The sequence below is a fragment of the Arthrobacter oryzae genome (assembly GCF_003634095.1).
GTDB lineage: Bacteria > Actinomycetota > Actinomycetes > Actinomycetales > Micrococcaceae > Arthrobacter > Arthrobacter oryzae.
This window is the reverse complement of record NZ_RBIR01000001.1, coordinates 263,148-285,619: the sequence shown is the minus strand read 5'-3', so window position 1 is coordinate 285,619 and position 22,472 is coordinate 263,148. Positions and strand designations below refer to the sequence as shown.

Annotated in this window: 19 protein-coding genes; 13 read left to right on the top strand and 6 right to left on the bottom strand. The window is 67.0% G+C overall.

All coding sequences use genetic code 11. The annotated features are described in order from the left end of the window. Positions 1-272 precede the first annotated feature (272 nt). The 6 genes from C8D78_RS01365 to C8D78_RS01340 are packed head-to-tail and all read left to right on the top strand — an operon-like array spanning position 273 to position 8,158. Positions 273-371 (top strand): potassium-transporting ATPase subunit F, encoded by a 99-nt coding sequence (locus C8D78_RS01365; protein WP_084475820.1) that lies wholly within the window; start codon positions 273-275, stop codon positions 369-371. A 7-nt stretch (positions 372-378) separates the two neighbouring features. Then, a complete protein-coding gene (gene kdpA, locus C8D78_RS01360) occupies positions 379-2,046 on the top strand; it encodes a potassium-transporting ATPase subunit KdpA (RefSeq protein WP_120950089.1) in 1,668 nt (555 codons plus the stop codon). After that, on the top strand, positions 2,043-4,169 hold the full coding sequence (kdpB, locus tag C8D78_RS01355; protein ID WP_120950088.1) for a potassium-transporting ATPase subunit KdpB: 2,127 nt from the start codon (positions 2,043-2,045) through the stop codon (positions 4,167-4,169). Before kdpA ends, kdpB begins: the two co-directional genes overlap by 4 nt. Positions 4,170-4,178: 9 nt before the next feature. Further along, a complete protein-coding gene (gene kdpC, locus C8D78_RS01350; protein ID WP_120950087.1) occupies positions 4,179-4,790 on the top strand; it encodes a potassium-transporting ATPase subunit KdpC in 612 nt (203 codons plus the stop codon). Between the two features lie 48 nt (positions 4,791-4,838). After that, positions 4,839-7,487, top strand: coding sequence for a DUF4118 domain-containing protein (locus C8D78_RS01345; protein ID WP_120950086.1), 2,649 nt, complete (start codon positions 4,839-4,841; stop codon positions 7,485-7,487). After that, entirely contained in the window at positions 7,484-8,158 is a 675-nt protein-coding gene (locus C8D78_RS01340) for a response regulator (RefSeq protein ID WP_120950085.1), read from the top strand. Before C8D78_RS01345 ends, C8D78_RS01340 begins: the two co-directional genes overlap by 4 nt. Before the next feature lie 5 nt (positions 8,159-8,163). Here the strand turns inward: C8D78_RS01340 and C8D78_RS01335 are convergent, their stop codons facing one another. Both C8D78_RS01335 and C8D78_RS01330 read right to left on the bottom strand, forming a co-directional pair. After that, a complete protein-coding gene (locus C8D78_RS01335) occupies positions 8,164-10,977 on the bottom strand; it encodes a cation-translocating P-type ATPase (RefSeq protein ID WP_120950084.1) in 2,814 nt (937 codons plus the stop codon). Positions 10,978-11,074: 97 nt separating this feature from the next. After that, complete coding sequence (locus C8D78_RS01330) at positions 11,075-11,608, bottom strand: GNAT family N-acetyltransferase (RefSeq protein ID WP_120950083.1); 534 nt, start codon at positions 11,606-11,608, stop codon at positions 11,075-11,077. A gap of 142 nt (positions 11,609-11,750) precedes the next feature. Between C8D78_RS01330 and C8D78_RS01325 the strand changes: the two genes are divergently transcribed. The 3 genes from C8D78_RS01325 to C8D78_RS01315 all read left to right on the top strand — a co-directional run bounded on the left by C8D78_RS01325 (position 11,751) and on the right by C8D78_RS01315 (position 14,275). After that, entirely contained in the window at positions 11,751-12,824 is a 1,074-nt protein-coding gene (locus tag C8D78_RS01325; RefSeq protein WP_120950082.1) for an alpha/beta fold hydrolase, read from the top strand. Between the two features lie 56 nt (positions 12,825-12,880). Continuing rightward, the gene (locus C8D78_RS01320; RefSeq protein WP_208641838.1) at positions 12,881-13,507 is read left to right on the top strand and encodes a cysteine hydrolase family protein; all 627 of its coding nucleotides are present in this window, start codon (positions 12,881-12,883) and stop codon (positions 13,505-13,507) included. 102 nt (positions 13,508-13,609) lie between these two features. Continuing rightward, the gene (locus C8D78_RS01315) at positions 13,610-14,275 is read left to right on the top strand and encodes a hypothetical protein (protein ID WP_120950080.1); all 666 of its coding nucleotides are present in this window, start codon (positions 13,610-13,612) and stop codon (positions 14,273-14,275) included. A gap of 27 nt (positions 14,276-14,302) precedes the next feature. Here the strand turns inward: C8D78_RS01315 and C8D78_RS01310 are convergent, their stop codons facing one another. Beyond that, positions 14,303-15,628, bottom strand: a complete 1,326-nt coding sequence (locus tag C8D78_RS01310; protein WP_120950079.1) for a carboxylesterase family protein — start codon at positions 15,626-15,628, stop codon at positions 14,303-14,305. Further along, positions 15,625-16,389 carry a lipoate--protein ligase family protein gene (locus C8D78_RS01305; protein WP_120950078.1) on the bottom strand — a complete coding sequence of 255 codons (765 nt, stop codon included), beginning with the start codon at positions 16,387-16,389 and terminating at the stop codon, positions 15,625-15,627. The genes C8D78_RS01310 and C8D78_RS01305 overlap by 4 nt, the downstream gene beginning before the upstream one ends. A gap of 16 nt (positions 16,390-16,405) precedes the next feature. On the opposite strand from C8D78_RS01305, the gene C8D78_RS01300 reads away from it, so the two are divergent. After that, positions 16,406-16,795, top strand: a complete 390-nt coding sequence (locus C8D78_RS01300) for a DUF2177 family protein (protein ID WP_120950077.1) — start codon at positions 16,406-16,408, stop codon at positions 16,793-16,795. Here the strand turns inward: C8D78_RS01300 and C8D78_RS01295 are convergent. Further along, positions 16,792-17,595: a thioesterase family protein gene (locus tag C8D78_RS01295; protein ID WP_120950639.1), complete on the bottom strand. Its 804-nt coding sequence runs from the start codon at positions 17,593-17,595 to the stop codon at positions 16,792-16,794. The two genes, C8D78_RS01300 and C8D78_RS01295, sit on opposite strands and share 4 nt — an antisense overlap. A 202-nt stretch (positions 17,596-17,797) precedes the next feature. On the opposite strand from C8D78_RS01295, the gene C8D78_RS01290 reads away from it, so the two are divergent. The 3 genes from C8D78_RS01290 to C8D78_RS01280 all read left to right on the top strand — a co-directional run bounded on the left by C8D78_RS01290 (position 17,798) and on the right by C8D78_RS01280 (position 21,047). Next, a complete protein-coding gene (locus C8D78_RS01290) occupies positions 17,798-18,505 on the top strand; it encodes an endonuclease/exonuclease/phosphatase family protein (RefSeq protein ID WP_120950076.1) in 708 nt (235 codons plus the stop codon). Between the two features lie 95 nt (positions 18,506-18,600). After that, positions 18,601-19,860, top strand: coding sequence for an alkaline phosphatase family protein (locus C8D78_RS01285; protein ID WP_120950075.1), 1,260 nt, complete (start codon positions 18,601-18,603; stop codon positions 19,858-19,860). After that, positions 19,857-21,047 (top strand): alkaline phosphatase family protein, encoded by a 1,191-nt coding sequence (locus C8D78_RS01280; protein WP_244208184.1) that lies wholly within the window; start codon positions 19,857-19,859, stop codon positions 21,045-21,047. The genes C8D78_RS01285 and C8D78_RS01280 overlap by 4 nt, the downstream gene beginning before the upstream one ends. Before the next feature lie 26 nt (positions 21,048-21,073). Here the strand turns inward: C8D78_RS01280 and C8D78_RS01275 are convergent, their stop codons facing one another. Continuing rightward, positions 21,074-22,021, bottom strand: a complete 948-nt coding sequence (locus C8D78_RS01275) for an alkaline phosphatase family protein (RefSeq protein WP_120950074.1) — start codon at positions 22,019-22,021, stop codon at positions 21,074-21,076. Positions 22,022-22,472: the final 451 nt, after the last annotated feature.

Genomic DNA, 22,472 nt, shown 5'->3' with positions numbered 1-22,472 from the left:
GACTCAGAATCTGTCCTCAATTTCCGCGCACGTTAAGACCGCATCAAAATCCGCATGCAGGGTGTTAAGAAACCATCAGGACCCGGTTATTTGCCTCCGGAGGGGAGTTGACTTTCAGTAGCCCCGCAAACGGGGCGCGGATGAAAGGAACCTGCAATGGCCGACCTGGCTGTTATTGGAATCCTCATGGTGGCCATGGGATTCGTCATGTGGATCGGCCACGTCCTGGCCGGAATGGTCGGGGCTACCGATGACGGGCCGGAGGCCGGACGATGAGCGCCGACGCGATCATGTGGCTCGTCCTGCTCATCGCCGGGCTCTGCCTCTTCGGCTACCTTCTGGCCGTCCTGATCCATCCGGAAAAATGGTGACCGGATCATGACCTTCAACTCCGGCTCATTTATCCTCCAGGTGGCGGCACTGCTCATTGTCCTGGCGGCTCTGCACAAACCCCTAGGCGTCTATCTGGCCCGGGTTTTCGTGGGCACGACGTCCAGCCGCCCCGAGCGCCTGTTCTACCGGCTCGCCGGGGTCGACGCCACCACCGACCAGACCTGGTCCGTCTACCTGCGCAGCGTCCTGGCGTTCTCGGCCGTCTCCATCCTGGCCGTGTTCGGCCTTCAACGGCTGCAGGGCGTCCTGCCCGGCAGGGGATCGCTGCCCGGCGTGGACCCGTGGATTGCCATGAACACCGCCATTTCCTTCGTGACCAACACGAACTGGCAGACCTACGTCCCGGAGGCCACAGTGGGCATCTTCGTGCAGATGGCCCTGCTTGCGGTGCAGAACTTCCTCTCCGCCGCGGTCGGCATCGTCGTCGTGGTGGCCCTCATCCGCGGCATCGCCCGCACCCGGACGCAGCGGCTGGGGAACTTCTGGGTTGACCTGGCCCGGACCACTTTCCGGGTCCTGCTGCCACTCGCGTTCATCGCGGCCATAGTGATGGTCCTCGGCGGGGTGGTGCAGAACTTCTGGCCCACCGACGTCACCAACCACGCCGCCGGGATAAGCCAGAGCATTCCCGGCGGCCCCGTGGCGTCCCAGGAAGCCATCAAGGAGCTCGGGACCAACGGCGGCGGCTATTTCAACGCGAACTCCGCCCACCCGTTCGAGAACCCCAACGCCCTCATCAGCCTCTTTGAGGTGTTCCTGCTCCTGCTCATCCCCTCGGCGCTGCCCTACGCCTTCGGCCGGATGGTCGGTGACCAGAGGCAGGGCTACACGGTCGCGGCCGTCATGGGCATTCTGTGGCTGGCTTCCACCGCCCTGATGGGCTGGGCGGTCTCGACCGGCCAGGGAACCGCGACGGCGGCGGCCGGTGGTCTGGGTGAAGGCTTTGAACAGCGCCTCGGCCCCGCGCCAAGCGCGATCTTCGCCACGGCCACGACGCTGACCTCCACCGGCGCCGTGAACGTCGCCCACGACTCCCTGCCGCCGCTGGCCGGCGGCGTGGCCATGGTCAATATGATGCTCGGTGAAGTCGCACCCGGCGGAACCGGGTCTGGTCTTTACGGCCTGCTGATCCTGTCAATTATTTCCGTCTTCATCGCCGGGCTCATGGTCGGACGCACCCCGGAGTACCTCGGCAAGAAGATCGGACCGACGGAAATGAAGCTCGCCGCCATGTACATCCTGGTCACCCCGACCGTGGTCCTTGCCCTGGCGGGTATCACCGTCCTGCTCCCGGACGCCATGGCCAACGCACCCGCCACGGGTCCGCACCAGTTCAGCGAAGTGCTTTACGCCTTCACCTCCGGGGCCAACAACAACGGCTCCGCGTTCGGCGGCATCACCACCTCGGGTCCGTACCTCTCCACGATGATGGGCCTGGCGATGCTACTGGGCCGCTTCCTCCCGATTGTCCTGGTCCTGGCCCTGGCCGGGTCCCTCGCCCGTCAGGCCAAGATTCCCGCCTCGGCCGGCACCGTCCCCACCCACGGCCCGCTGTTCGGCGGACTGCTGCTCGGCGTGACAGTGATCATGACCGCGCTCAGCTACTTCCCGGCCCTGGCCCTGGGCCCGCTCGCAGAAGGACTCCTGAAATGACCCCGTCCCGAACGGACATCGCCGCCCAGACCTATGCCGACGGCAACCCCCTCGGCACCCCCGGCGAACACAAACACCACACCAAGGCGCCGGCAAAACTGACGTTCGCATCCGTCATCGCCGCCCTGCCGCTCGCCGTCCGGAAACTCTCCCCACGGCAGATGATCCATTCCCCGGTCATGTTCACCGTGCTGGCGGGGGCCGCCCTGTGCACGGCGATCTCCCTGTACCGGCCCTCCGTGTTCGGCATCGCGGTCACGGCGTGGCTGTGGCTCACCGTCCTCTTCGGCACCCTGTCCGAATCCATCGCCGAAGGCCGGGGCAAAGCCCAGGCCGACAGCCTCCGGGCCAGCCGCAAGGGTGTCCAGGCCCGGCTCCGCCAGCCCGACGGCACCGCCAAGGAGATCCCCGGCACGGAGCTGAGGCAGGGTGACATCGTCATCTGCGAAGCCGGGGACGTCATCCCCTCGGACGGCGAAATCATCGAAGGCCTCGCCAGCGTCGACGAATCGACCATCACCGGCGAATCAGCCCCGGTGATCCGCGAGTCCGGCGGCGACCGCTCCTCCGTTACCGGCGGAACCAGGGTCCTCTCGGACCGGATCGTCATCCGCATCACCGCCGAGCCCGGACAAACCTTTATCGACCGGATGATCAAACTGGTCGAGGGCGCCGTGCGGCAGAAGACCCCCAACGAAATCGCCCTCCACGTGCTGCTCGTGTCCCTGACCATCGTGTTCCTGGCCGTGACCATGTCCCTGGCCCCGTTCGCGTCCCTGGCCGGCGCGACGCCGTCCCCGATCGTGCTGGTGGCCCTGCTGGTCTGCCTGATCCCCACAACAATAGGCGCGCTCGTCCCGGCGATCGGCATCGCCGGCATGGACCGTCTGGTCCAACACAACGTCCTGGCCACCTCAGGCCGCGCCGTGGAAACAGCCGGGGACATCACCACCCTCCTGCTGGATAAGACCGGCACCATCACCTACGGCAACCGCCGCGCCGTCAATTTCTACCCCGCCAACCACGTGGAGCGAACCGAACTCATCGACGCCGCCCGGGTCTGCAGCCTGGCAGACGAGACCCCCGAGGGACGCTCCATCGTGGACCTCGCCGCGGACAAGGGCGTGACCGGATCTGACCTGGCCACGCTGGAACGCAGCTCCGGCAATTTCGCTGTCGTCCCCTTCAGCGCCAGCACCCGCATGAGCGGGCTGGACCTTGACGGCCTGCAGATCCGCAAGGGCGCCGCCTCCACCGTGGCGGCCTTCGTCGCAGAATACGGCGGCCACACCCCGGCAGAAGTCGACCACCGGGTCACGGAGATCTCGGCACAGGGCGGCACTCCCCTGCTGGTCGCCCAGGTGGGCAAAGACGGCCGCGCGGACATCCTGGGAACCATCCACCTCGCCGACGTCGTCAAACCCGGCATGCATGCCCGCTTCGCGGAACTGCGGCAGATGGGCATCCGCACTGTGATGATCACGGGAGACAATCCCATCACCGCCAAGGCCATCGCCGTCGAAGCCGGGGTCGATGATTTCCTGGCTGAAGCAACCCCGGAGGACAAACTCGCGGTCATCAAGAACGAGCAGTCCCAGGGCCGGCTGGTGGCCATGACCGGGGACGGCACCAACGACGCCCCGGCCCTGGCCGCGGCCGACGTCGGCGTCGCCATGAACTCCGGAACCCCGGCCGCAAAGGACGCCGCCAACATGGTGGACCTCGACTCCGACCCCACCAAGCTCATCAACATCGTCGGCATCGGCAAGCAGCTGCTCATCACCCGCGGCGCCCTGACCACGTTCTCGGTCGCCAACGACGTCGCTAAGTACTTCGCAATCGTCCCGGCCCTCTTCACCGCCGCCTTCCCGGGGCTCGGACTGCTGAATATCATGGGCCTGGCCACCCCGTCCTCGGCGATTCTGTCCGCGGTGATCTTCAACGCCCTGATCATCATTGCCCTGGTGCCGCTCGCGCTCCGCGGCGTGAAATACCGTGCCGTGTCCGCCAACCGGGCCCTGGGGCGGAACCTGCTCATCTACGGGCTCGGCGGGCTCATCGCGCCCTTCATCGGCATCAAGATCATCGACCTGATGATCTCCCTCATCCCCGGAATCGGCTAGGAATCCCTCATGAACGCACTCACCGGTTACCTCCGGCAGGCAGGCACCGCAGTCCGGTTCCTGCTCTTCGCCACCCTGGTCCTCGGCGTGGCCTACCCGCTGGCCGTCTTCGGCGCAGGGCAGCTGATCGCCCCTTACCAGGCCAACGGCTCCATCATCAGGGACAGCGCCGGCACGCCGGCCGCCTCCGCGCTGATCGCCCAAGTCTCTACCACCGACGCCGGAGCCCAGGACCCGCGGTGGTTCCATGCCCGGCCCTCGGCCGTGAAATGGGACCCGGCATCGTCCTCGGCGTCCAACCTCGGACCCAACGACCCGACACTCCTCGACACAGTCACCGCGAACCGGACCGCCGTCGCCGCCGCCGAAGGCATCAGCAAGGACCAGGTGCCCGCCGATGCCGTCACGGCCAGCGGCTCAGGGCTGGACCCGGACATCTCCCCGGCCTATGCGAAGCTGCAGGTCCGCCGCGTCGCCGCTGCCCGGCATCTGAGCGCCGACACCGTAATGTCCCTGGTCACCAAGCACACCACCAGCGGCCTGACGGCCTTCCTGGGCCAGCCCTCCGTCAACGTGACCGCCCTCAACGTCGACCTGTCCGCCACGGCGCAAGCCAAGTGAGCGTCCAGGTGAGTATCCGGGTGAGAGTCGAGGCGGGAGGATAGCCCGATGGCACGCGGAACACTGCGGATCTTCCTGGGCGCCGCGCCCGGGGTCGGCAAAACCTACGAGATGCTCGAAGAGGCGCACCGGCTCGGCGAACGCGGTGAGGACGTCGTCGTCGCGTTCGCCATGGACCACGGGCGGGCCGACACCCGGGCCCTGTTCAAGGGGCTGGAAATTATTCCGCCCCGGCGCCTGCCCTACCGGGGCACTGAGTTCGAGGAAATGGATCTCGACGCTGTTCTGGCCCGCGCCCCGAAAACCGCGGTAGTGGATGAATACGCCCACTCCAACATCCCCGGCAGCCGCCACACCAAACGCTGGGAAGACGTCGACGAACTCCTCAACGCCGGCATCAATGTCCTCTCCACGGTCAACATCCAGCACCTGGCATCCCTCGGGGACGTCGTCAACGCCATCACCGACGTCCGTCAGGCCGAGACGGTGCCTGATGACGTCGTGCGCAGGGCGGACCAGATCGATCTGGTCGACATTCCACCCGAGCTGCTGCGCCAGCGGCTCAGCGACGGGAAGATCTACGCGGCCGAGAAGATCGACGCCGCCCTCACCAACTATTTCCGCCTCGGAAATCTCGCCGCCCTGCGCGAACTGGCGCTGCTGTGGCTGGCGGACCGAGTGGACGAAGGCCTGGCCAGGTACCGGGCCGAACAGGGCATCGACGCCAGCTGGCCCGCCCGGGAACGGATCGTGGTCGGCTTGACCGGCAGCCCGGAAGGGGAGGTCCTCATCCGTCGCGGTGCCAGGATCCTCAACCGGGTCAACGGCGGGGACCTCCTGGCCGTCCACGTCCGGGCCGCCGACGGTGTCGCCTCCGAGTCACCGACGGCACTGGAGGCCCAGCGCCGCCTGATCCTGGACCTCGGCGGCAGCTACCATGTCGTGACCGGTGAAGACCCGGCGGCCGCGCTCCTGGACTTCGCCCGAAGCGTCAACGCCACCCAGATCGTCGTCGGCATCTCCCGCCACAAAAAGCTCGCCGGGCTCCTCGGCGCGCTGCTCGGCGGCGGGGTGGGAACCAGAGTGGTCCGCGATTCCGGCGACATCGACGTCCACATGGTTTCCCACCCGCTCGGCGGCCGCGGCGCCGGCCCGCGGCACCAACGGGACCTCGGGCGTATCCGGGTCACCGCAGGCTTCATCCTGGCCGCCCTGCTTCCAGTCATCTTGCAGATGCTGATCTCCCTGAACCCTGATCAAACCGTGGCCACGGCGGCGCTGGTCCAGCTCGCCGGATCCGTTGCCGTCGCCCTCGTCGGCGGACTCTGGCCCGCAATCCTCGCCGCCCTGTGGAGCAGCCTGCTGGTCAACTACTTCTCCACTCCTCCGGTGGGCACCCTGACCATCAGCGACCCGCAGAACTTCCTCGCACTTCTGCTCTTCGTCGGGGTCTCTGCGGCGGTCGCCGTCGTCGTCGACCTCTCCGCCCGACGGTCCAAAGAAGCCGCCCGGGCCCGCGCGGAGGCCACCACCCTGGGCGACCTCATCCGCGGCGCAGCCGGCGCCGAGGACAGCTTGAGAGGTCTCCTGGAACAGGCCCTTGACGTGTTCCAGGTCAGCGGCGCCGCGCTCTACGCCTCCGTCGGGGTTGCCGGATCAGGAACGGCGGCAGACACTGGCTGGCGGCTCGTCGCCGAGGCCGGAGAAATCCCACCCGGCGCACCCGACACTGCGGAAAACAACGAACAGATCGACCCCACCACCCGCCTCGTGCTTTGCGGCCGGACCCTGCCGGCCAGCGACAGGCGACTTCTCGGAGCCTTTGGCGTGCACCTGGCCGCACAACTCGAACGCCAGCAACTGGCGGCCAGCCGCAGCGAAGTCGTGCGGCTGGCCGAAAGCAACACCATGCGCACATCCATCCTCCGTGCGGTCTCCCACGACCTCCGCACCCCCCTGGCCGGCATCAAACTGGCCGTTGGAGGACTCCGACAGCCTGGCAGTCACTACACCGACGACGAGCAACAGGACCTGCTAGCCACCATCGATGAATGCTCTGACACGCTGGACGCACTGGTGGGCAACCTGCTGGACATGTCACGTATCACCTCCGACTCCGTCAACCCACTCATCAAACCGGTGCGTTGGTACGAAGTGATACCGGCCGCCCTCCGCGGAATTCCGGCACATAGGGTGCGGGTTGAGCTGCCGGGAAACATGCCCGAAGTCGACGCCGACGCTGGAATGCTCGAACGCGTCATCGCGAACATTGCGGAGAACGCCGTCAAATATGCGCCCGATTCCGACGTCGTTCTCGTCGGAGCGGCCGGAGGGCTCAGCCATGCTAGCCTGCGCGGGCGCCCCGCGGGAGAACTGCGCATCATCGACCACGGCCAGGGCGTCCCCGCAGAAAGCGTCATCCGGATGTTTCAGCCATTCCAGCGCCTCGACGACCTCCCCCAGACCACCGGGGTCGGGCTCGGCCTGGCCGTGGCCAAGGGCTTCACCGAGGCCATGGGAGGAACCCTCACCGCCGAACAGACACCCGGCGGTGGACTGACCATGGTGATCCGGCTGCCCCTCTCCGCCGGCACCGCCTTCAACCCGGAAGCCACCCAAGCCCCGCTTCGGGCCCAGTCGGCGCTCCTGCGCCACCACCACACACAGCCCTCGGCCAGCACGGAAGGCACGCTGTGAACGACGTGCTGGTGGTCGACGACGACCCCCACATCCTCAAAGCCCTCAAGATCACCCTGCACGCCCACGGATACACGGTCGTGACAGCCCCGGACGGCGAATCCGCAGTCCGGTCAGCGGCCCGGCACGCCTTCGGCGTCATCATCCTCGACCTGGGCTTGCCCGATATCGACGGAACCACGGTCATCACCCGGCTCCGGCAATGGAGCGTCGTGCCTGTTCTGGTCCTCTCCGCCCGGCACGGCTCCGACGATAAGGTCAGGGCGCTGGACGCCGGCGCCGACGACTACGTCACCAAACCCTTCGGACTGGACGAACTCCTTGCCCGGCTGCGCGCCGTCCAACGCCGGAGCATCCAAGCCGACGAAGCGCCCGTCGTGACCACAGCCTCCTTTACCGTCGACCTGGCCATGAGACGTGTCACCCGGAACGGGCAGGACGTGCGCCTGACGCCAACCGAATGGGGAATCCTGGAACTCCTGGTCCGCAACCCCGAAAAACTCATCACCCAGCAACAGCTCCTCACCGAAATCTGGGGCCCGGCTTACACCACGGAGGCCAATTACCTGCGCGTCTACATGGCCCAGCTCCGCCGCAAACTCGAACCAGACCCCGGCAACCCCAAGCACTTCATGACCGAGGCCGGCATCGGGTATAGGTTCCAGCCCTGACGGAGTCATTGCTCAGCTGCGGGCGCCGTCCCGGTTTCCGCGGCCCCAGGCACCGTGCCGTTCCGCCGCCGGAGCCATAATTTCAGGACCTCGTCGCCGCCCCAGACCAGGACCGGAAACGGGAGCAGCAGCAGGATCTCCCAGGCTTCGGGCACGGCGGTGCCAAATATGGCCTGCAGGGGTTCGATGACGACGACGCCTGCGGCGAACACAATTTCAAAGGCGATCCCCCAGAGCAGGAGCCGGTTGGTGGTCAGGCCGATCGTGAAGAGGGACACGGTTTGCGTGCGGGCAGCCATGGCGGTTCCGACCTGGCAGGCAACAATTCCCAGGAAGGTCATCGTGGTGGCCTGCCGCCACACCAGGTTCAGGGGTCCTGCCGCGACGTCCGCTCCGTACGTCCAGCCTCCGGCCAGCAGCGTTGCCAGGAAGATGCCGCTCACCAGCACCGCGGATACTCCGCCCATCACTCCCCAGGCGCGCACCAGCATGAGGCGGCTGATGACGTTCTCACTCCGGAGCCGGGGCGGACGCTGCATCAGGCCCGGTTCCGGAGCCTCGCGCCCGAGGGCGAGGGCGGGCAGTGTCTCGGTGAACAGGTCGATGGCGAGAATCTGCATCACCGTCAGCGGTAACGGGATGTTTCCCCCGGAGGCCGCGTAGATCAGGAACGGGACGACTTCTGGGGTGGCGTGGGCGAAGATGTAGACGATGAATTTGCGCACATTGTCGTAGACCCGGCGGCCCGCTTCCACGGCGCTGACAATTGAAGCGAAGTCGTCGTCTGTGAGGACCATGGTCGCCGCCTCGCGCGCCACATCGGTCCCGGACTTTCCCATTGCGACGCCGATATCGGCGCGGCGAAGGGCCGGTGCGTCGTTCACGCCGTCGCCGGTCATGGCAACGACATGCCCCAGATCCTGGAGGGCGTCGGCGATCCGCAGCTTTGCCTCGGGTGAACTGCGGGCGAAGATGAGCTCGGCTCCGGTTCCCAACAACTTGTCCAGCTCGGCTTCACTCATCTGGTCCAGCTCGGCGCCGTTGATGATTTGGGGCCCGTCGCCCCCGATGCCTACTCGCCGGGCGATGCCGGCCGCGGTCAGCCCGTTGTCGCCCGTGACGACAATGAGCCGGATGCCGGCCGAATGACACTGGGCCACGGCCTCGGCAACCTGGGGTCGTGGCGGGTCGAACATCGCCACCAGCCCGAGGAACGTCAGGTTCTTCTCGGCGTCCGCGCGCGGGATTCCCACGGGTGTCTGATCGTGCATCAGCCGGTCGGCCACCGCGAGCAGGCGAAGTCCCTGCACGGCCCACTCGTCCGTGACCGCCATGATCGTTTGTCGGTCTGCCTCTGTCAGGGGACGGTCTGTTCCGCCGGCTGCGATGAGGGAGCAGAGCGGGAGGATCTCCTCCGGTGCACCCTTGGTGTGCAGGACTGTCCCGGAGCCGTCACGGTCCAGGGTGGACATCCGCCGCAGGACCGGATCGAAATGGAACTGAGACAGCCGTTCAACCCCGGACCTGTCGGGATTGGCGCCCAGGTCCGCCGCGAGATGAAGTAGAGCCAGTTCGGTCGGGTCACCGGTTTCCACCTCCCCCGCCAGGTCTGGAAGCCGGGCGTTGCTGCACGTCACCGCCGCAACTGCAAAGCGCCCTGCTGCCGAATCCGGTGCAGCCGGCGGGCGCAGAGCAAGGAGATCCTGCTGCCCGTCCGAGGTCCAGAAGTTGAGGACCTGCATGCGGTTCATGGTCAGGGTGCCCGTTTTGTCCGTGCAGATCACGCTCGTGCAGCCAAGAGTCTCAACCGCCGAAATCCTCTTCACGAGGGCCCCGCGGCGGGCGAGGATCCTGACACCGACCGCGAGAGCCAAGGTAATGGTCGGCAAAAGGCCCTCGGGCACATTCGCGACGAGGAGCCCGATGGCGAAGTCCAAGGTGTCGCCAAACGAGAGTCCGGCCAGAAGCATGCCGACCGGGATGAAGGCGGCCCCCATGCCGACGGCGATGATGGCGATCAGCCGGGCGACCCGGGCCACCTGTTGCTCCAGCGGGCTTGGTTCCTGCCCGACACGCTGCGAAAGCGCCGCAATACGGCCAAGCTCGGTGCGCATTCCGGTCGAGTAGACCACCGCCGCCGCCTCGCCGCCGGTGCAGCTGCTGCCGCTGAACACAACATCCCGGGCCTGCAGGAGCGGAACTTTCACAAACGGGTGCACGTCGGCGCTCCTGGACACCGGCAGCGACTCGCCGGTCAACGTGGAAATGTCCATCTCCACCGAACCCGTCAGGAGCCGCGCGTCCGCCGACACCCGGTCACCTTCCCTGACCACAATCACATCGCCGGGAACCAGCCGCACGGCATCAACCAGGATTTCGGCGCCCTCGCGAAGTACCAGCGCCTGTGCGGGTAAATATGCCGACAAAGCTTCGACGGCGCGCTCGGCATGGCGCTCCTGGAAGAAGGCAAACAGGGCATTCAGGACTATCACGGCCAAAATCGCGACGGCCAACTCCCCCGTGCCGGTCGCAGACGCCAGCGCCGCCGCAAGCCACAGCAACAAAGCCAGCGGATGAACGAACTGCCGGCCCAGCTCGGCTGCCCAGTTCCTCTTCCCGCGCCGGGTCAGCCGGTTAGGGCCAAACACGACAAGCCGCCGCGTCGCTTCCCGCTCTGAGAGTCCCTCGCGCCGGCTTCGGAGATCCCTCAGCAACCGTTCAAGTGGTTCCTGCGGATCCGGCACAACCGGCGCTTCGTCCCCCGATCCCGCCCCGACCGGAAGCGCGGCACTATCTGGGACGCTCCCGTCCGGGCTCATGCTAGCCATTCCATAATTTCCGGTGCCCCGGCTGGTAGAGACCAACGGCCCACATGAGTTGACGTGAAGATTTACAGGAGGACGTCGGCGCCCGCGATCAATGCACGCGCGGAAATGTCCGGCTGTGCCTGTTCTCGGCCACGGGAGGATCGAATCTCGCGTCCTCGAGGGTCTCCCCGTCGGCGAGCCAGCGGCGGTTGCTGTAGAAGTTGATGGCCCGGGTGTTGCCTTTCTCCACCCAGAGAAATGCCCTGTCATAGCCGAGTTCAATCAGCTTCTGTTCGGCGGCTTCAAAGAGGACGGAACCCAGGCCCTGCGCCCACCAGTCCGGATGCACATTGATCGCATGGAGCTGACCGGTAGTCGGGGCGGAGCCGGAGGAGGCAGGGCCGAGAATGGCGAATCCGGCAACGTCCGTGCCGCTGAGGACAACAAGGTGCTCAATCCCCACCGCGGGCGCACCGATGTTGCGGCGCCACGCGGCCGCGGCGCGGACGACGTCGAGACCGTCAAGATATTCATCGGTCATGACTCCGCGGTACGTTGCCCGCCATGCCGCAACATGGACCTCGGCCAGCCGGGCGGCGTCGTCTTCGGTCGCGGCCCTGACGCTGATATCCGGAGTGCTCATGATCCCGAATGTATCAACTTGGGCCCGCGGTTCCGTGCGACGCGCACGAGGCGGCGGACTCCGGCGTTTAGTTGACGCCGTCGCCGGTCCGGCGCCTGTGCGGCTCCGAACCACTTTCCGAGACAAAGAGCAGAGGGTGACGATGAACGTTGAGCAGGAAACCGTACCCCCGGAAACGGCAGGGCTGCGGCGGCAAACATTTCCCACAGAGCTGGGTCCATGCACGGTGCGTGTCCAGCAGGGCGCCGGAGGCCCCGGGCCAGCGTCCGATGCAGCGGATGTCTATCTTCACGGCGCCGCGGGATCCTGGACCACTTTTGGTGCACTGCTTTCGGTGGCCCCTGCCCGTGCCCGGGTGTTGATTGACCTGCCCGGCTGGGGCGAATCCACGAACGGGGCCCAGCTTGAACATTTCAGCATCGAGGCGATGGCACGCGCCGTCACCGGGGTACTGAACTCGCTCGGCTACCAGCGGTGGAATCTTGTGGGTCATTCCATGGGAGGCTTCCTGGCGCTCCACATTGCCGCGGCGTGGCCGGAACGGACAGCCAGCGTCGCCGCCATCTCGGCCACCACATTCGGCGTGTCAGAGGCTGCACGCAGGCCGATGCACAATTTGTTCAGGTTTCCGGCCTTTGTTGGTCTGCTGCTGGTCATGCGCGCGATGACCGTCCTCGGTCCGGCAGGGTCGGCACTCGTCCGCGGAATCAGCGCCACACCAGTGATGGGACCGCTGATGTCCCCGTTCTTCGCGGACGCCGCGGCCATTCCCGGGACGGTGATCCGCGGGCTCGGCGACGAGGCTCGGCCGGCCAGCTTCTCCGCAGCCGCCCGGGCTGCGGCGGGCTACGATTTTGACCGGTGGCGCAGCATCTTCTGCCCGGTTCTCGCGATCCGCGGGGACAACGATGTGCTGACACCTCCGACGGACCTGAGCCGTTTGGCCGGCTTAGTCCCGCACCTTCGGACGGTGACGCTCCCGCACTGCGGCCACTTCGCCCACATCGAGAGTCCGGAGCAAGTGCAGTCACTGCTCGATGACCTGCGGTCCGGCCACCGCAACGCTGAACACTCCAGCGCTGAACACAGCAGCCCTGAAGACATCGGCCGGAACAAGGACGCCCATGGCCGGATCCTGCCTTCCAACCGGGCCGGCAGGGGACGAGTCAGACGGCGCGGATGGCCGCCGCTGCCGGGAACCAGGAAAGGCCGTTAGGATCGCAATCGGCGGGCTACCCCTCGCCCGCTGACTACGCCCACGCAAGGAGCCAAGTGAACCGCGCCCTTCTCGTCATCGACGTGCAGAACGAATACATCTCCGGGAATCTGCCCATCGGCTTCCCACACCCGGAGGTGAGCCTGGCCAACGTCGGCAAGGCCATGGACGCCGCCGCAGAAGCGGGGATTCCCGTCGTCGTCGTTCAACAAACGGCACCCGAGGGCTCACCGATCTTCGCCCGCGGCAGCCACGGATTCGACCTGCATCCCGTCGTGAGCAGCCGCGGTCACGACCACGTGATGGAAAAGACCCTCCCCTCCTGCTTCACGGGCACCGACCTCGCCGGGTGGCTCACGGACCACGGCATCGACACGATCGTGATCGCCGGGTACATGACGCAGAACTGCGATGAATCAACGGCCCGGGACGCAGCACACCGCGGCCTGAACGTCGAGTTCCTCTCCGACGCCACCGGCACCCTGGCCATGTCCAACCGCGCCGGATCCCTTGGAGCCGAGGAACTGCACACCGCGGTGCTCGTAGTACTGCAGTCGCGTTTCGCCTCTGTCCTCTCAACCGACGAGTGGATCCAGGCCGTGAAGCACGGCACCCCCACGCCGAGGCCGGACATCTTCGCGAGCACGCAGGCAGGACGCGACGCCGCCGCAAACCGCGATTAATCCGCAGCTGCCGCAATCGCACGCGGCCATGACCAGCCAGCCGGGCAATGCTGCGGTACATTTCTCTCACCCCGACGACGACTCGGGCATGGAGGGGGACCATTGAAAGCGTCAAAAGATACCGCGCGCCCGCCGCAGGCGAACGGCTCAGCGCCCACCCAGCGGTCAGCGCAGCAATCCAGAACATATCGCTCGGCGTCGAGCCGCCCGGTCGCCGCGATCGCGTGGGCCGCCGTTGCGGGCACGCTGTGCTGGCTGGCGGCCAGCGGCGAATCCGGGGCCGCGTTGCACGCCGCCCCCTGGCTGGTTCTGGTGTCCTGGTTGGTCTACGTGGCCCAGTGCCGGCCGTGCCTCCGCGCGGATAGCGACGGGTTCGAGGTGATCAACGGACTGCGTAGCTTCCGGATCCCGTTCGATACGATCGAGGACATCGAGGTCCGCTACGCCGTAGCTGTCAGGGCCGGCGGCAAGAAGTACGTGAGCTGGGGTGCGCCGACCCCGCCTGGCTCGTTCGAATCCGGTTTTCAGCACGTCAGCGATCTGAAAAGCCGACCCTTCAGCATCCTCCCGGGCAATGAACGGATCAGCCACCAGCCGGCGGTAGCGACGGGCCGTGACCAGATCGCCAAGGCCTGGCAGGACGCCGGCACCGCCGGACTCCGCCCCTCCGCAGGCACAGTGACCGCGACGTGGAACCTGCCGATGATCGCCGTCGGAACCCTCGCGTTGCTGTGGGTGATCGCCGCCGCGCTGACCTCGCTGCCTTGAGCGTGCTGGTCTCCTTAGGGCTCCGGTTCAGACCGAGCGGTACCGGAGGGAGCCGGAAATCTCCCCGCGGGCGCCGAGGCTGTCGCCGTAGGCGAACCGTGCCCAGAGCGCCCGCATCGCCCGGCCGTGAGCGTTGATGTCCTCCCAGGTGGCACCAGCAAGCAGCCCGGCCGCCTCCCACGTCTGCTGGTGACCGAACAGCAGCGGCAGGTCAATGGTGTGCGCCGCCCCGTACCGGTTCCCCGGCGCCCCCCACGACAGCACGTAGCTGTGGGCCCGTCCGCCCGCGCGAACATGCCGCCGGGCAAATTCTCTGGCCGCCTTGCCGTACACCTTTTCCGTGACCAGCCAGGAGACTGCCTTGAGCAGGGCGCTGCCGATCACCGGAATCCTCGCCACGGTGCTCAGGTGCGGGCTTCGCGGCAGAAACAGCCTGGCCTCCTCCGCCGTATGGCCGATCAGGATATCGATCCCCGGCGCAGCAGCATTCCAGGCTTCGTCGAGTTCGGACTCCCCGGGCAGCGGTGCATGCCCGTACTGGATCCCGAACGGCATGGCCGCCATCAGGCCGAACTTCCTCGCGGTCCGGGCAACATCCTCCTCGAGGGCGACGACGTCCATCGCCGGAGTGGCGTCCGTGACGGCCTCCGCAGCGACGCCCATGGCGGCGTTCATCTTTTGCCGCCCGCGCGTAATTCCCAGGGGCGCGCTTTGAATGATGGCCCGCTGGAAGAGAGCCGCGGCGCCAGGCGTTGCCATGAGATGCGCGACGGCGTCGCCCCCCGCCGATTGTCCGAACGCGGTGACCCTGCCTGGGTCCCCGCCGAACGAGCCGATGTTGCGCTGCACCCAGCGGAACGCCTCGATCTGGTCCAGCAGGCCCAGATTGGCGGGCCGGCCAGTGCTGGTGGACAAATATCCGAAAAGGCCCAGCCGGTACGTCACCGAGACCACGATCACGCGGGTTTCAGCCACCAGTGCCGACGGATCGAAGATCGCCAGGTCGCCCGATCCGGACGTATAGGATCCGCCGTGCAGCCAGACCATCACCGGCAGCCGCTCGCCGCCGTCGAGGCCGGCAGGCAAGGTGATGGACAGGCGCTGGCAATCCTCGCTGCCGGGAAGCTCGCCGTAGCGGGTACCCAGGACGTCGTCCAGGAAGGGCACCGGAGCCTGCGGGCACGCCGGGGCCAGGGATGTCGCCTCCAGCACCTCGGACCAGTCGGCTGCCGGCGCGGGCGGCTGAAACCGCCGCGCGGTGGCGTAGGGAATGCCGGTGGCACGCACGACGGCGCCGTCGCGCCATCCCGTGATCGGGCCACACGGCGCGTCGAAGGAAAGGTTCACAGTCATACCGCTTCAACCTTATTCAGCACGGTTACAAATTCCGCGTCGCTGAGCGAGGCGTAGCGGCCGTAGGCGGCGACGACGGCCGCTTCGACCGCGTCGACGTCGAGGCCCGGCACGAGGTCGTCGGCCGCGCCCGCCGTCGCCGGGTTCCAATCGAGGCCGAGCGCAGCGTAACTGGCTTCCAGGACCGCGCGGATCGGGGCGGAGTTCTCCACCACGATCACGGAGCTGAACAGCCAGCCGCCGGCAACAACCCGCTGGGCGGTTCCCACCAGCTTGACGAGATGGTCCGGGACCCGGGGGTCCCTGCCGTGCACGCTGAACTCGCCGGGGCAGTATTCCCCCGGAATCTCGCCGACGCCGGCATCCACGCCGGCGTCGCGCAGCGCGCCGGCGAGCAGTCCGCCAAAGAGCGAAAATCGTCCCTTGGCCCCGGCAATCGCGTCCGTATCCGGTTCCAGGTGATCGATGACGAGCGTTCCCTGGTGGTATGCCGCGGCACGGCCGCCGGCCTTGCGGACCAGCGGTTCGAAGCCTTGGTCCCGGCAGGCTGCGGCGGCGGCCTCAAAACCGGGCAGGTGAGTGTCGCGCTGCCCGAAGGCCACGGTGGGAACCGGGCGGTAAAGCCTGAGCATCGGACCCAGCGAACCAGTCTTGACCTTCTGGAGGAGCCCGAGCGCGAAGTCGAGGTCGGCCGCGGCGCCAAGGGTTTCCTTCTGCCGCACCACCGTCAGCGTCCGGGGTCCGGCTGGCGCCTGCGGCATGTTGTTATGCTCCCTTATGGTCATTCTGCAATTCCTCGTCGTAGCCGCCGCGTTCGCCATAATCGACGCTATCTGGCTCAAGTCGATGAATCCGTTCTACCGCCGCCAGATCGGCGGTCTCCTGGCCGACAAGCCCAATCTAGGGTACGCGGTGGTGTTCTACGTGATCTACATTGCCGGGATCGTGTTCTTCGCCCTGACACCAGCGCTCGACGGCGGCAGCTGGCTCAGCGCCGTCGGCTACGGCGCCGCGCTAGGCGTGTTTGGCTACGCCACCTACGACCTGACCAACGCCGCCACGCTCAAGACCTGGCCGTGGCAACTAATCGTCGTCGACATCCTGTGGGGCGCCGCTCTGACAGCGCTGGCCACGCTGGCCGGTTGGCTCGTCTTCCACTCTAACTAGGACTTGCGCAGCGTCAGGATCTGTTCCGCGCGCCCAAACGGGCCGCTGAGGTCGTGCAGGACGGTGGAGGTAAGGCCGATCCCGTCCGTGCCGAACGAGACCTCGTTATCCAGTCCCAGCCACTCCCCCTGCGGCTGCCGGTACATGTGGATCTGCAGGTCCAGGTTGGGGAAGGCGTAGCTGCCCTTGCCCGGCGGGACCCGGGCGGCAATGCCGTTCGCCGTGTCCACAAGGCCGATCAGCCGGGCGAGGTCACCGGTGTCCGCCTGGTCGGTCAGCGGATAGTCGGTGTGCAGCCACACGGTCCCTGAGCCGGCCCGGTGGCCCTCGGCGATCCGCATGTGCAGCGAGGCAATGTAGCCGCCGGGCCAGATGCTGGCGGCGTCGTAGGGTTCGCACTCGTCCGGAGCCGGGATCCGCGGATCCTCGAAGGCGGCAATTGCGGAGGTGTCCGAGGTGATCATCCGCCAGGCGGTGGCGCGGATGGCCGTCCGGCCGCCGGCTACGAGTTCGGCCTGGACCAGTTCGATGGTCCGGCCGGGGCGGAGCGTGGAGGTCACGACGTCGAACTCCCCGCCGGGGATCAGGCCGAGGATCTCGTAGCTAAGACGCGCCATCCGCATATCCCCGCGCGGCTCATGCCTGGCCAGGGCGTCGGCCATAATCCCGGACGCCGGGGCCATGTGCTGCTCGTGCTCGTTCCAGGCGCCCTGGGCGTGGATCGTGGAGCGGTAACGCCCGCCGCCCAGCGCCTCATAGTAGAAATCGCCCTCGGCCAGAACAGGTAGTTCAGCAGTCAACATCGACCTTTCGCAGCTTCCATCAGAAATTTCCCCCAGCCTATCGCCTGAGCCGCGGGCAGCCCCGCGCTGCGCTTTCCGACCGGGGACGCAGCGGACCATTTATGGACGGCTCCCGTGTCAATGCGCACCCTTCAGGGCACCGGACTGGGTAGACTCGGTCACAGCGTCCGAAACTATCATCCGAAGGGGTGCCCTCCTGATTCGAGTCATCAGCTACAACCTCCGCAAGCACAAAGCCAGTGGAGAGCTGGCCGATCTGGCCCGCGATTTCGAGGTTGATGCTCTGTGCCTGCAGGAGTGCGACACCGAGGACTTGCCGGCCACGATCGGCAACCTGCACCTGGCCGACGCCACCCGGGGAAACCGGCTGGGCCTGGCGATCTATTACCGCAAGGACCGCTTCACGGCTTATGACACCCAGACGTTCGCCTTGAAGAAGTCCCTCCATGACCGGGTCCTGGCACCCGCGCATGAGCGGCTCATCGGCACCCGCGTGACGGACAACGAGACCGACCACGAGCTCGTCATCGCCTCCTTCCACGCGGCACCCCTGACGGCGTCGAACTCGCTGCGCCGAAACCAGATCCATGCCGCCCACGCCGAGCTGCTCAGCATGGGCGGCGGCCTCATGTCGCTGATGGTCGGTGACTTCAACTATCCGTTCTTCACCAAGTCCCTGACCGCGCAGATGAAGGACGCCGGCTACGACCTCACGATGAGCGACCGCCGCACCTACACGCGGTACAAGGTCTTCAAGGGCCACTTCGACTTCGCCACCTCCCAGGGGCTGGATATCGAAAGCGTTGAGACGCTGCCCCGCGGGGCATCGGATCACCTCCCCATCCTCATCTCAGCCGAATACGGCCAGGAAGCGTCCGGTAACGGTTCGGACCCCACGGCGCCTTAGCCGCAGGTCAGGGCAGACGAACACCCGGTGAACAAACGATGAACCCGGCCCCGAAGGCGTTCATTTCGTAACCTCTCCGTGATCTACTGCTGGGCGTGACCTTCTCGAGACGTACATTTCTGACCGCCGCCGGAACGGCCACGCTGGCCGCCGGCACCAGCTGGCGGCCCGCCGAGGCCGCGACACCCGCCCTGCCCCCGGCCGACACGTCGGGCATCGAGCACATCATCGTGCTGATGATGGAAAACCGTTCCTTCGACCACTTCCTGGGTTGGCTGCCCGGTGCCGACGGCATCCAGTCCGGCCTGACGTACACGGACCGTTACGGAATCCCGCACAGCACGCACCACCTGACAGACTTCCAGGGCTGCGGCCACCCGGATCCGGACCACTCCTACGAGGGCGGCCGCATCCAGTACAACGACGGCAAAAACAACGGCTGGCTGCGGGCCGGCGAAAACGACGAATTCGCGGTCGGCTACTACGAGGCCGCCGACCTCGACTTCTGGCGGCAGGCCGCTCCGGACTGGACGGTGTGCGACCGGTACTTCGCCGCCACGATGGCCGAGACCTACCCGAACCGGTTCTACCAGCACGCTGCAGCGACGGACCGGATCCACAACTCCACCGTCACCAGCACCCTGCCGACCATCTGGGACCGGCTGGCCGCGGCCGGAGTTTCCGGCAAGTACTACTACGGGGACATCCCCTTCACCGCGCTCTGGGGCACCAAATACCAGGGAATCTCGCACCACTACTCCGAGTTCCTGACCGACGCCGGCGCCGGGACCCTTCCGGCGGTCTCCTTCGTGGATCCGCGCTTCACGGACGAGGGCTCGGGAACGTCGGGCGATGACCACCCGCACGCCGACATCCGCTCCGGCGAAACATTCCTGGCCGAGGTCTACAACGCCGTCACCACCGGCCCGGGCTGGGCCAACACCCTGCTGGTGGTCAACTACGACGAGTGGGGCGGCTTCTACGACCACGTCGCGCCGGCATCGGCCCCCGATGCCAGCCCCGACACGGCCCTGCGCGGTTTCCGGGTGCCCTCGGTCGTCATTTCCCCGCGGGCCCGACGCCGGTACGTCGCCCACGACGTCTACGACCACACCTCCGTTCTCAAAGCCATCGAATGGCGCTGGAACCTGCCGGCGTTGACGCCGCGGGACAAGGCAGCACGCAACATTGCCGAAGTCCTGGACTTCGGCACACCGGCCAACCTCAACGCGCCCAAGTACCTTGTCCCGCCCTTCGCGGCCGGCCCGGCCTGCGCCCCGGTGGGCCCGCCTCCGGCCGAAGAATGGTCCGGCCTCAAACAGAAAGCACTCGCCGACGGATGGAAACTCCCGTGAACCCCACCACCGCAACCGCCCCCGAACCCCGCCGGCAGCGCAGCCGCCGCACCCTGAAGCGGTTCGCCTCGGCCGCGCTGCTCGTGCTCGCGGCCGCGTCGCTCAGCTACGGCTCCCAGGCCGCGACGGCGGGTACGCCAGCCAATGCGGCAGCCCCCGCCGCCACCACCGCGGGCCAAGGCTTCCTGCCCGGGGCCAAGCATGTCTTCGTGATCAACCTCGAAAACAAGGGTTACGACACGACCTGGGGCCCGGCCTCGGCCGCGCCGTATCTCTCGCAGACGCTGCGCAGCCAGGGGGTGCTGCTGAACCAGTACTACGGGACGGCGCACAATTCGCAGCCGAACTACGTCGCCCAGATCTCCGGACAGGGACCCAACCCGCAAATGCAGGCCGACTGCCAGACGTACTCGCCGTTCGCCGGCACCGGGACGGCCAGCCAAGGCCAAGCCGTCGGAGATGGCTGCGTCTTCCCGGCCAGCGTGCCCACGGTCGCCGGACAGCTAACGGCGGCAGGCAAGACGTGGAAGGGCTATATGGAGGACATGGGAACGCCATGCCGCCACCCGGCCCTCGGCGCGGTGGATGACACTCAGAAGGCAAGGGTCGGCGACCAGTACGCGGCGCGCCACAACCCGTTCGTCTATTTTGCCGGGATCACCGATTCGCCGGATTGTGCCCGGAACGACGTCGACCTCACCGCGCTGAAGACGGACCTCACCTCAGCCGCCACCACCCCGAACCTGTCCATGATCACGCCGAACCTCTGCCATGACGGACACGACGCCCCCTGCGTCGACGGGCAGCCCGGCGGGCTGGCCAGCGCGGACGAGTGGCTCAAGCAGTGGGTGCCGGCCATCACTTCCTCCCCCGCGTTCAAGCAAGACGGCGTCCTGGTGATCACGTTCGACGAATCCGACGGACCCCAGTCGGACGCCACCGCCTGCTGCGGCGAAACTTCCGGGCCCAACTCCCCCGAGCCGGGCATCACGGGCCCGGGCGGCGGCCGCGTCGGCGCGCTCGTGCTCTCACCCTTCACCAAGGGCGGGACCTGGTCCACCACCCCCTACAACCACTACAGCCTGCTGGCCAGCATTGAAGACACGTTCGGCCTGCCTTATCTGGGCTACGCGGGGGCACCCGGGCTGAACCGCTTCGGGCTCGATGTCTACAACGCGGGCGTCTGAGAGGCAATGCGGCGGCGGCAGCGAAGTCAGGAGCCGGCGTTGAAAACGTCCGCGCCGAAGCTGTTCAAACCCGGCGCCCCGGCATACCCGAGCCGGGGCAAGGAGAATGCGTCCTCGATGCTGGCCAGCAGGCTGAAGTGGTTGTAGGCCCGGTCCGACGTCGTTCCGCCCTTCGTGAGCGGCGAGATCACCAGCGCACCGATCTTGCCGCCGGCAGTCCCTCCGGGCAGCAGCCCGGACGGTCCCGTCGTCTTGCCCTCGGATTCATCGAAGGTGATCACCAGCATGCCGTCCTGCTTGAACGCCGGGGAGGCAAGGATTGCCGGGACCTGCCGGCTCAACCAGGCATCCGCGGCGGCCAGTCCCCCGGCGCTGCCATCGACGCACGGCTCGTCATGGCCGTCATTGCAGAGATTGGGCGAGATGTACGACAGGTTCGGCGTCGTGGCCACGGACTGGAGATCATGGGCGAGTTCGCTGAAATCCACCACATTGCGCTGGCAGTCCGCCGACGAGGTGATGGATTCGAAATACACGAACGGATTGTGGCGGGTAGCGTACTGGTCACCCACCTGGGCGCTCTGGCTGGTGTCCTTCGCGCCCAGGTCCGGATGCCGGCACGGTGTTCCCATGTCCTCCATGTAGCCTTTCCAGGTCTTGCCGGCTGTGCTGAGCTGTCCGGCGACCGTGGGGACAGATGCCGGATACACGCAGCCGGTTCCTTCAACCTGACCCAGGGCAGCCGTCCCCGTCTGCTGGAACGGGTCGTAGGTGGTGCAGTCGGCGCGGGTCATCTCGTTGGATGCCTGCCCGGAGATCTGGGCCAGGTAGTTCGGGTTCGAGTTATGGGCGATCCCGTAGTAGTCGGACAGCAGGACGCCCTGGCTGCGGAGCGTCTGTGAGAGATAGGTGGCCTCGGAGCCCTCGCCCCAGACCTTGTAGTAGCCCTTGTTCTCGAGGTTGATGACGAACACGTGCCCCGGCTTGGAGCCGGCCTGCCCGGTTGGGCTTTCCCCGGCCGTGGGTCCCTGAGACTGGCTACCGGACGGAGTGCCGGCACCCGGTGTTGTGCCGGGTGCCGTGCTGGGAGTACCGGAGGCGGTTGCCTGGCCGCCGGGTGGTGAGGGCGTGCACGCCGCTGCTGACACCACGAGGACTGCTGCAACAAGCAGCCGCACGGCGATTCGTCGTTGGGGTCTGGCGGCGTTCCGACTCATGGATTCCGGCTTTCTCGTTCATCCGATCAGCGTGGCAATGGCGGCATTCGTGGTTGCACTCTGACACAGCCTAATCAAGAAAACCCGCGAACAGCCTCGGCACTGGCTGTGAATGGACTCAGCCGGCTCCGCCACCGGTCCAGGAACGGCCGGGGCAGGGAACGTCCGGCCAAGAACGCGGCACAGGTTCCGGGCCCGGTGGCGGGTA

What these genes read in the sequence shown, in the direction of transcription:
- kdpC (WP_120950087.1), top strand. Translation starts at nt 4,179, where the DNA reads ATGAACGCACTCACCGGTTACCTCCGGCAGGCAGGCACCGCAGTCCGG.
- C8D78_RS01310 (WP_120950079.1), bottom strand. Translation starts at nt 15,628, where the DNA reads ATGACTGTGAACCTTTCCTTCGACGCGCCGTGTGGCCCGATCACGGGA.
- kdpA (WP_120950089.1), top strand. Translation starts at nt 379, where the DNA reads ATGACCTTCAACTCCGGCTCATTTATCCTCCAGGTGGCGGCACTGCTC.
- C8D78_RS01305 (WP_120950078.1), bottom strand. Translation starts at nt 16,389, where the DNA reads ATGCCGCAGGCGCCAGCCGGACCCCGGACGCTGACGGTGGTGCGGCAG.
- kdpB (WP_120950088.1), top strand. Translation starts at nt 2,043, where the DNA reads ATGACCCCGTCCCGAACGGACATCGCCGCCCAGACCTATGCCGACGGC.
- C8D78_RS01330 (WP_120950083.1), bottom strand. Translation starts at nt 11,608, where the DNA reads ATGAGCACTCCGGATATCAGCGTCAGGGCCGCGACCGAAGACGACGCC.
- C8D78_RS01335 (WP_120950084.1), bottom strand. Translation starts at nt 10,977, where the DNA reads ATGAGCCCGGACGGGAGCGTCCCAGATAGTGCCGCGCTTCCGGTCGGG.
- C8D78_RS01300 (WP_120950077.1), top strand. Translation starts at nt 16,406, where the DNA reads ATGGTCATTCTGCAATTCCTCGTCGTAGCCGCCGCGTTCGCCATAATC.
- C8D78_RS01365 (WP_084475820.1), top strand. Translation starts at nt 273, where the DNA reads ATGAGCGCCGACGCGATCATGTGGCTCGTCCTGCTCATCGCCGGGCTC.
- C8D78_RS01345 (WP_120950086.1), top strand. Translation starts at nt 4,839, where the DNA reads ATGGCACGCGGAACACTGCGGATCTTCCTGGGCGCCGCGCCCGGGGTC.
- C8D78_RS01325 (WP_120950082.1), top strand. Translation starts at nt 11,751, where the DNA reads ATGAACGTTGAGCAGGAAACCGTACCCCCGGAAACGGCAGGGCTGCGG.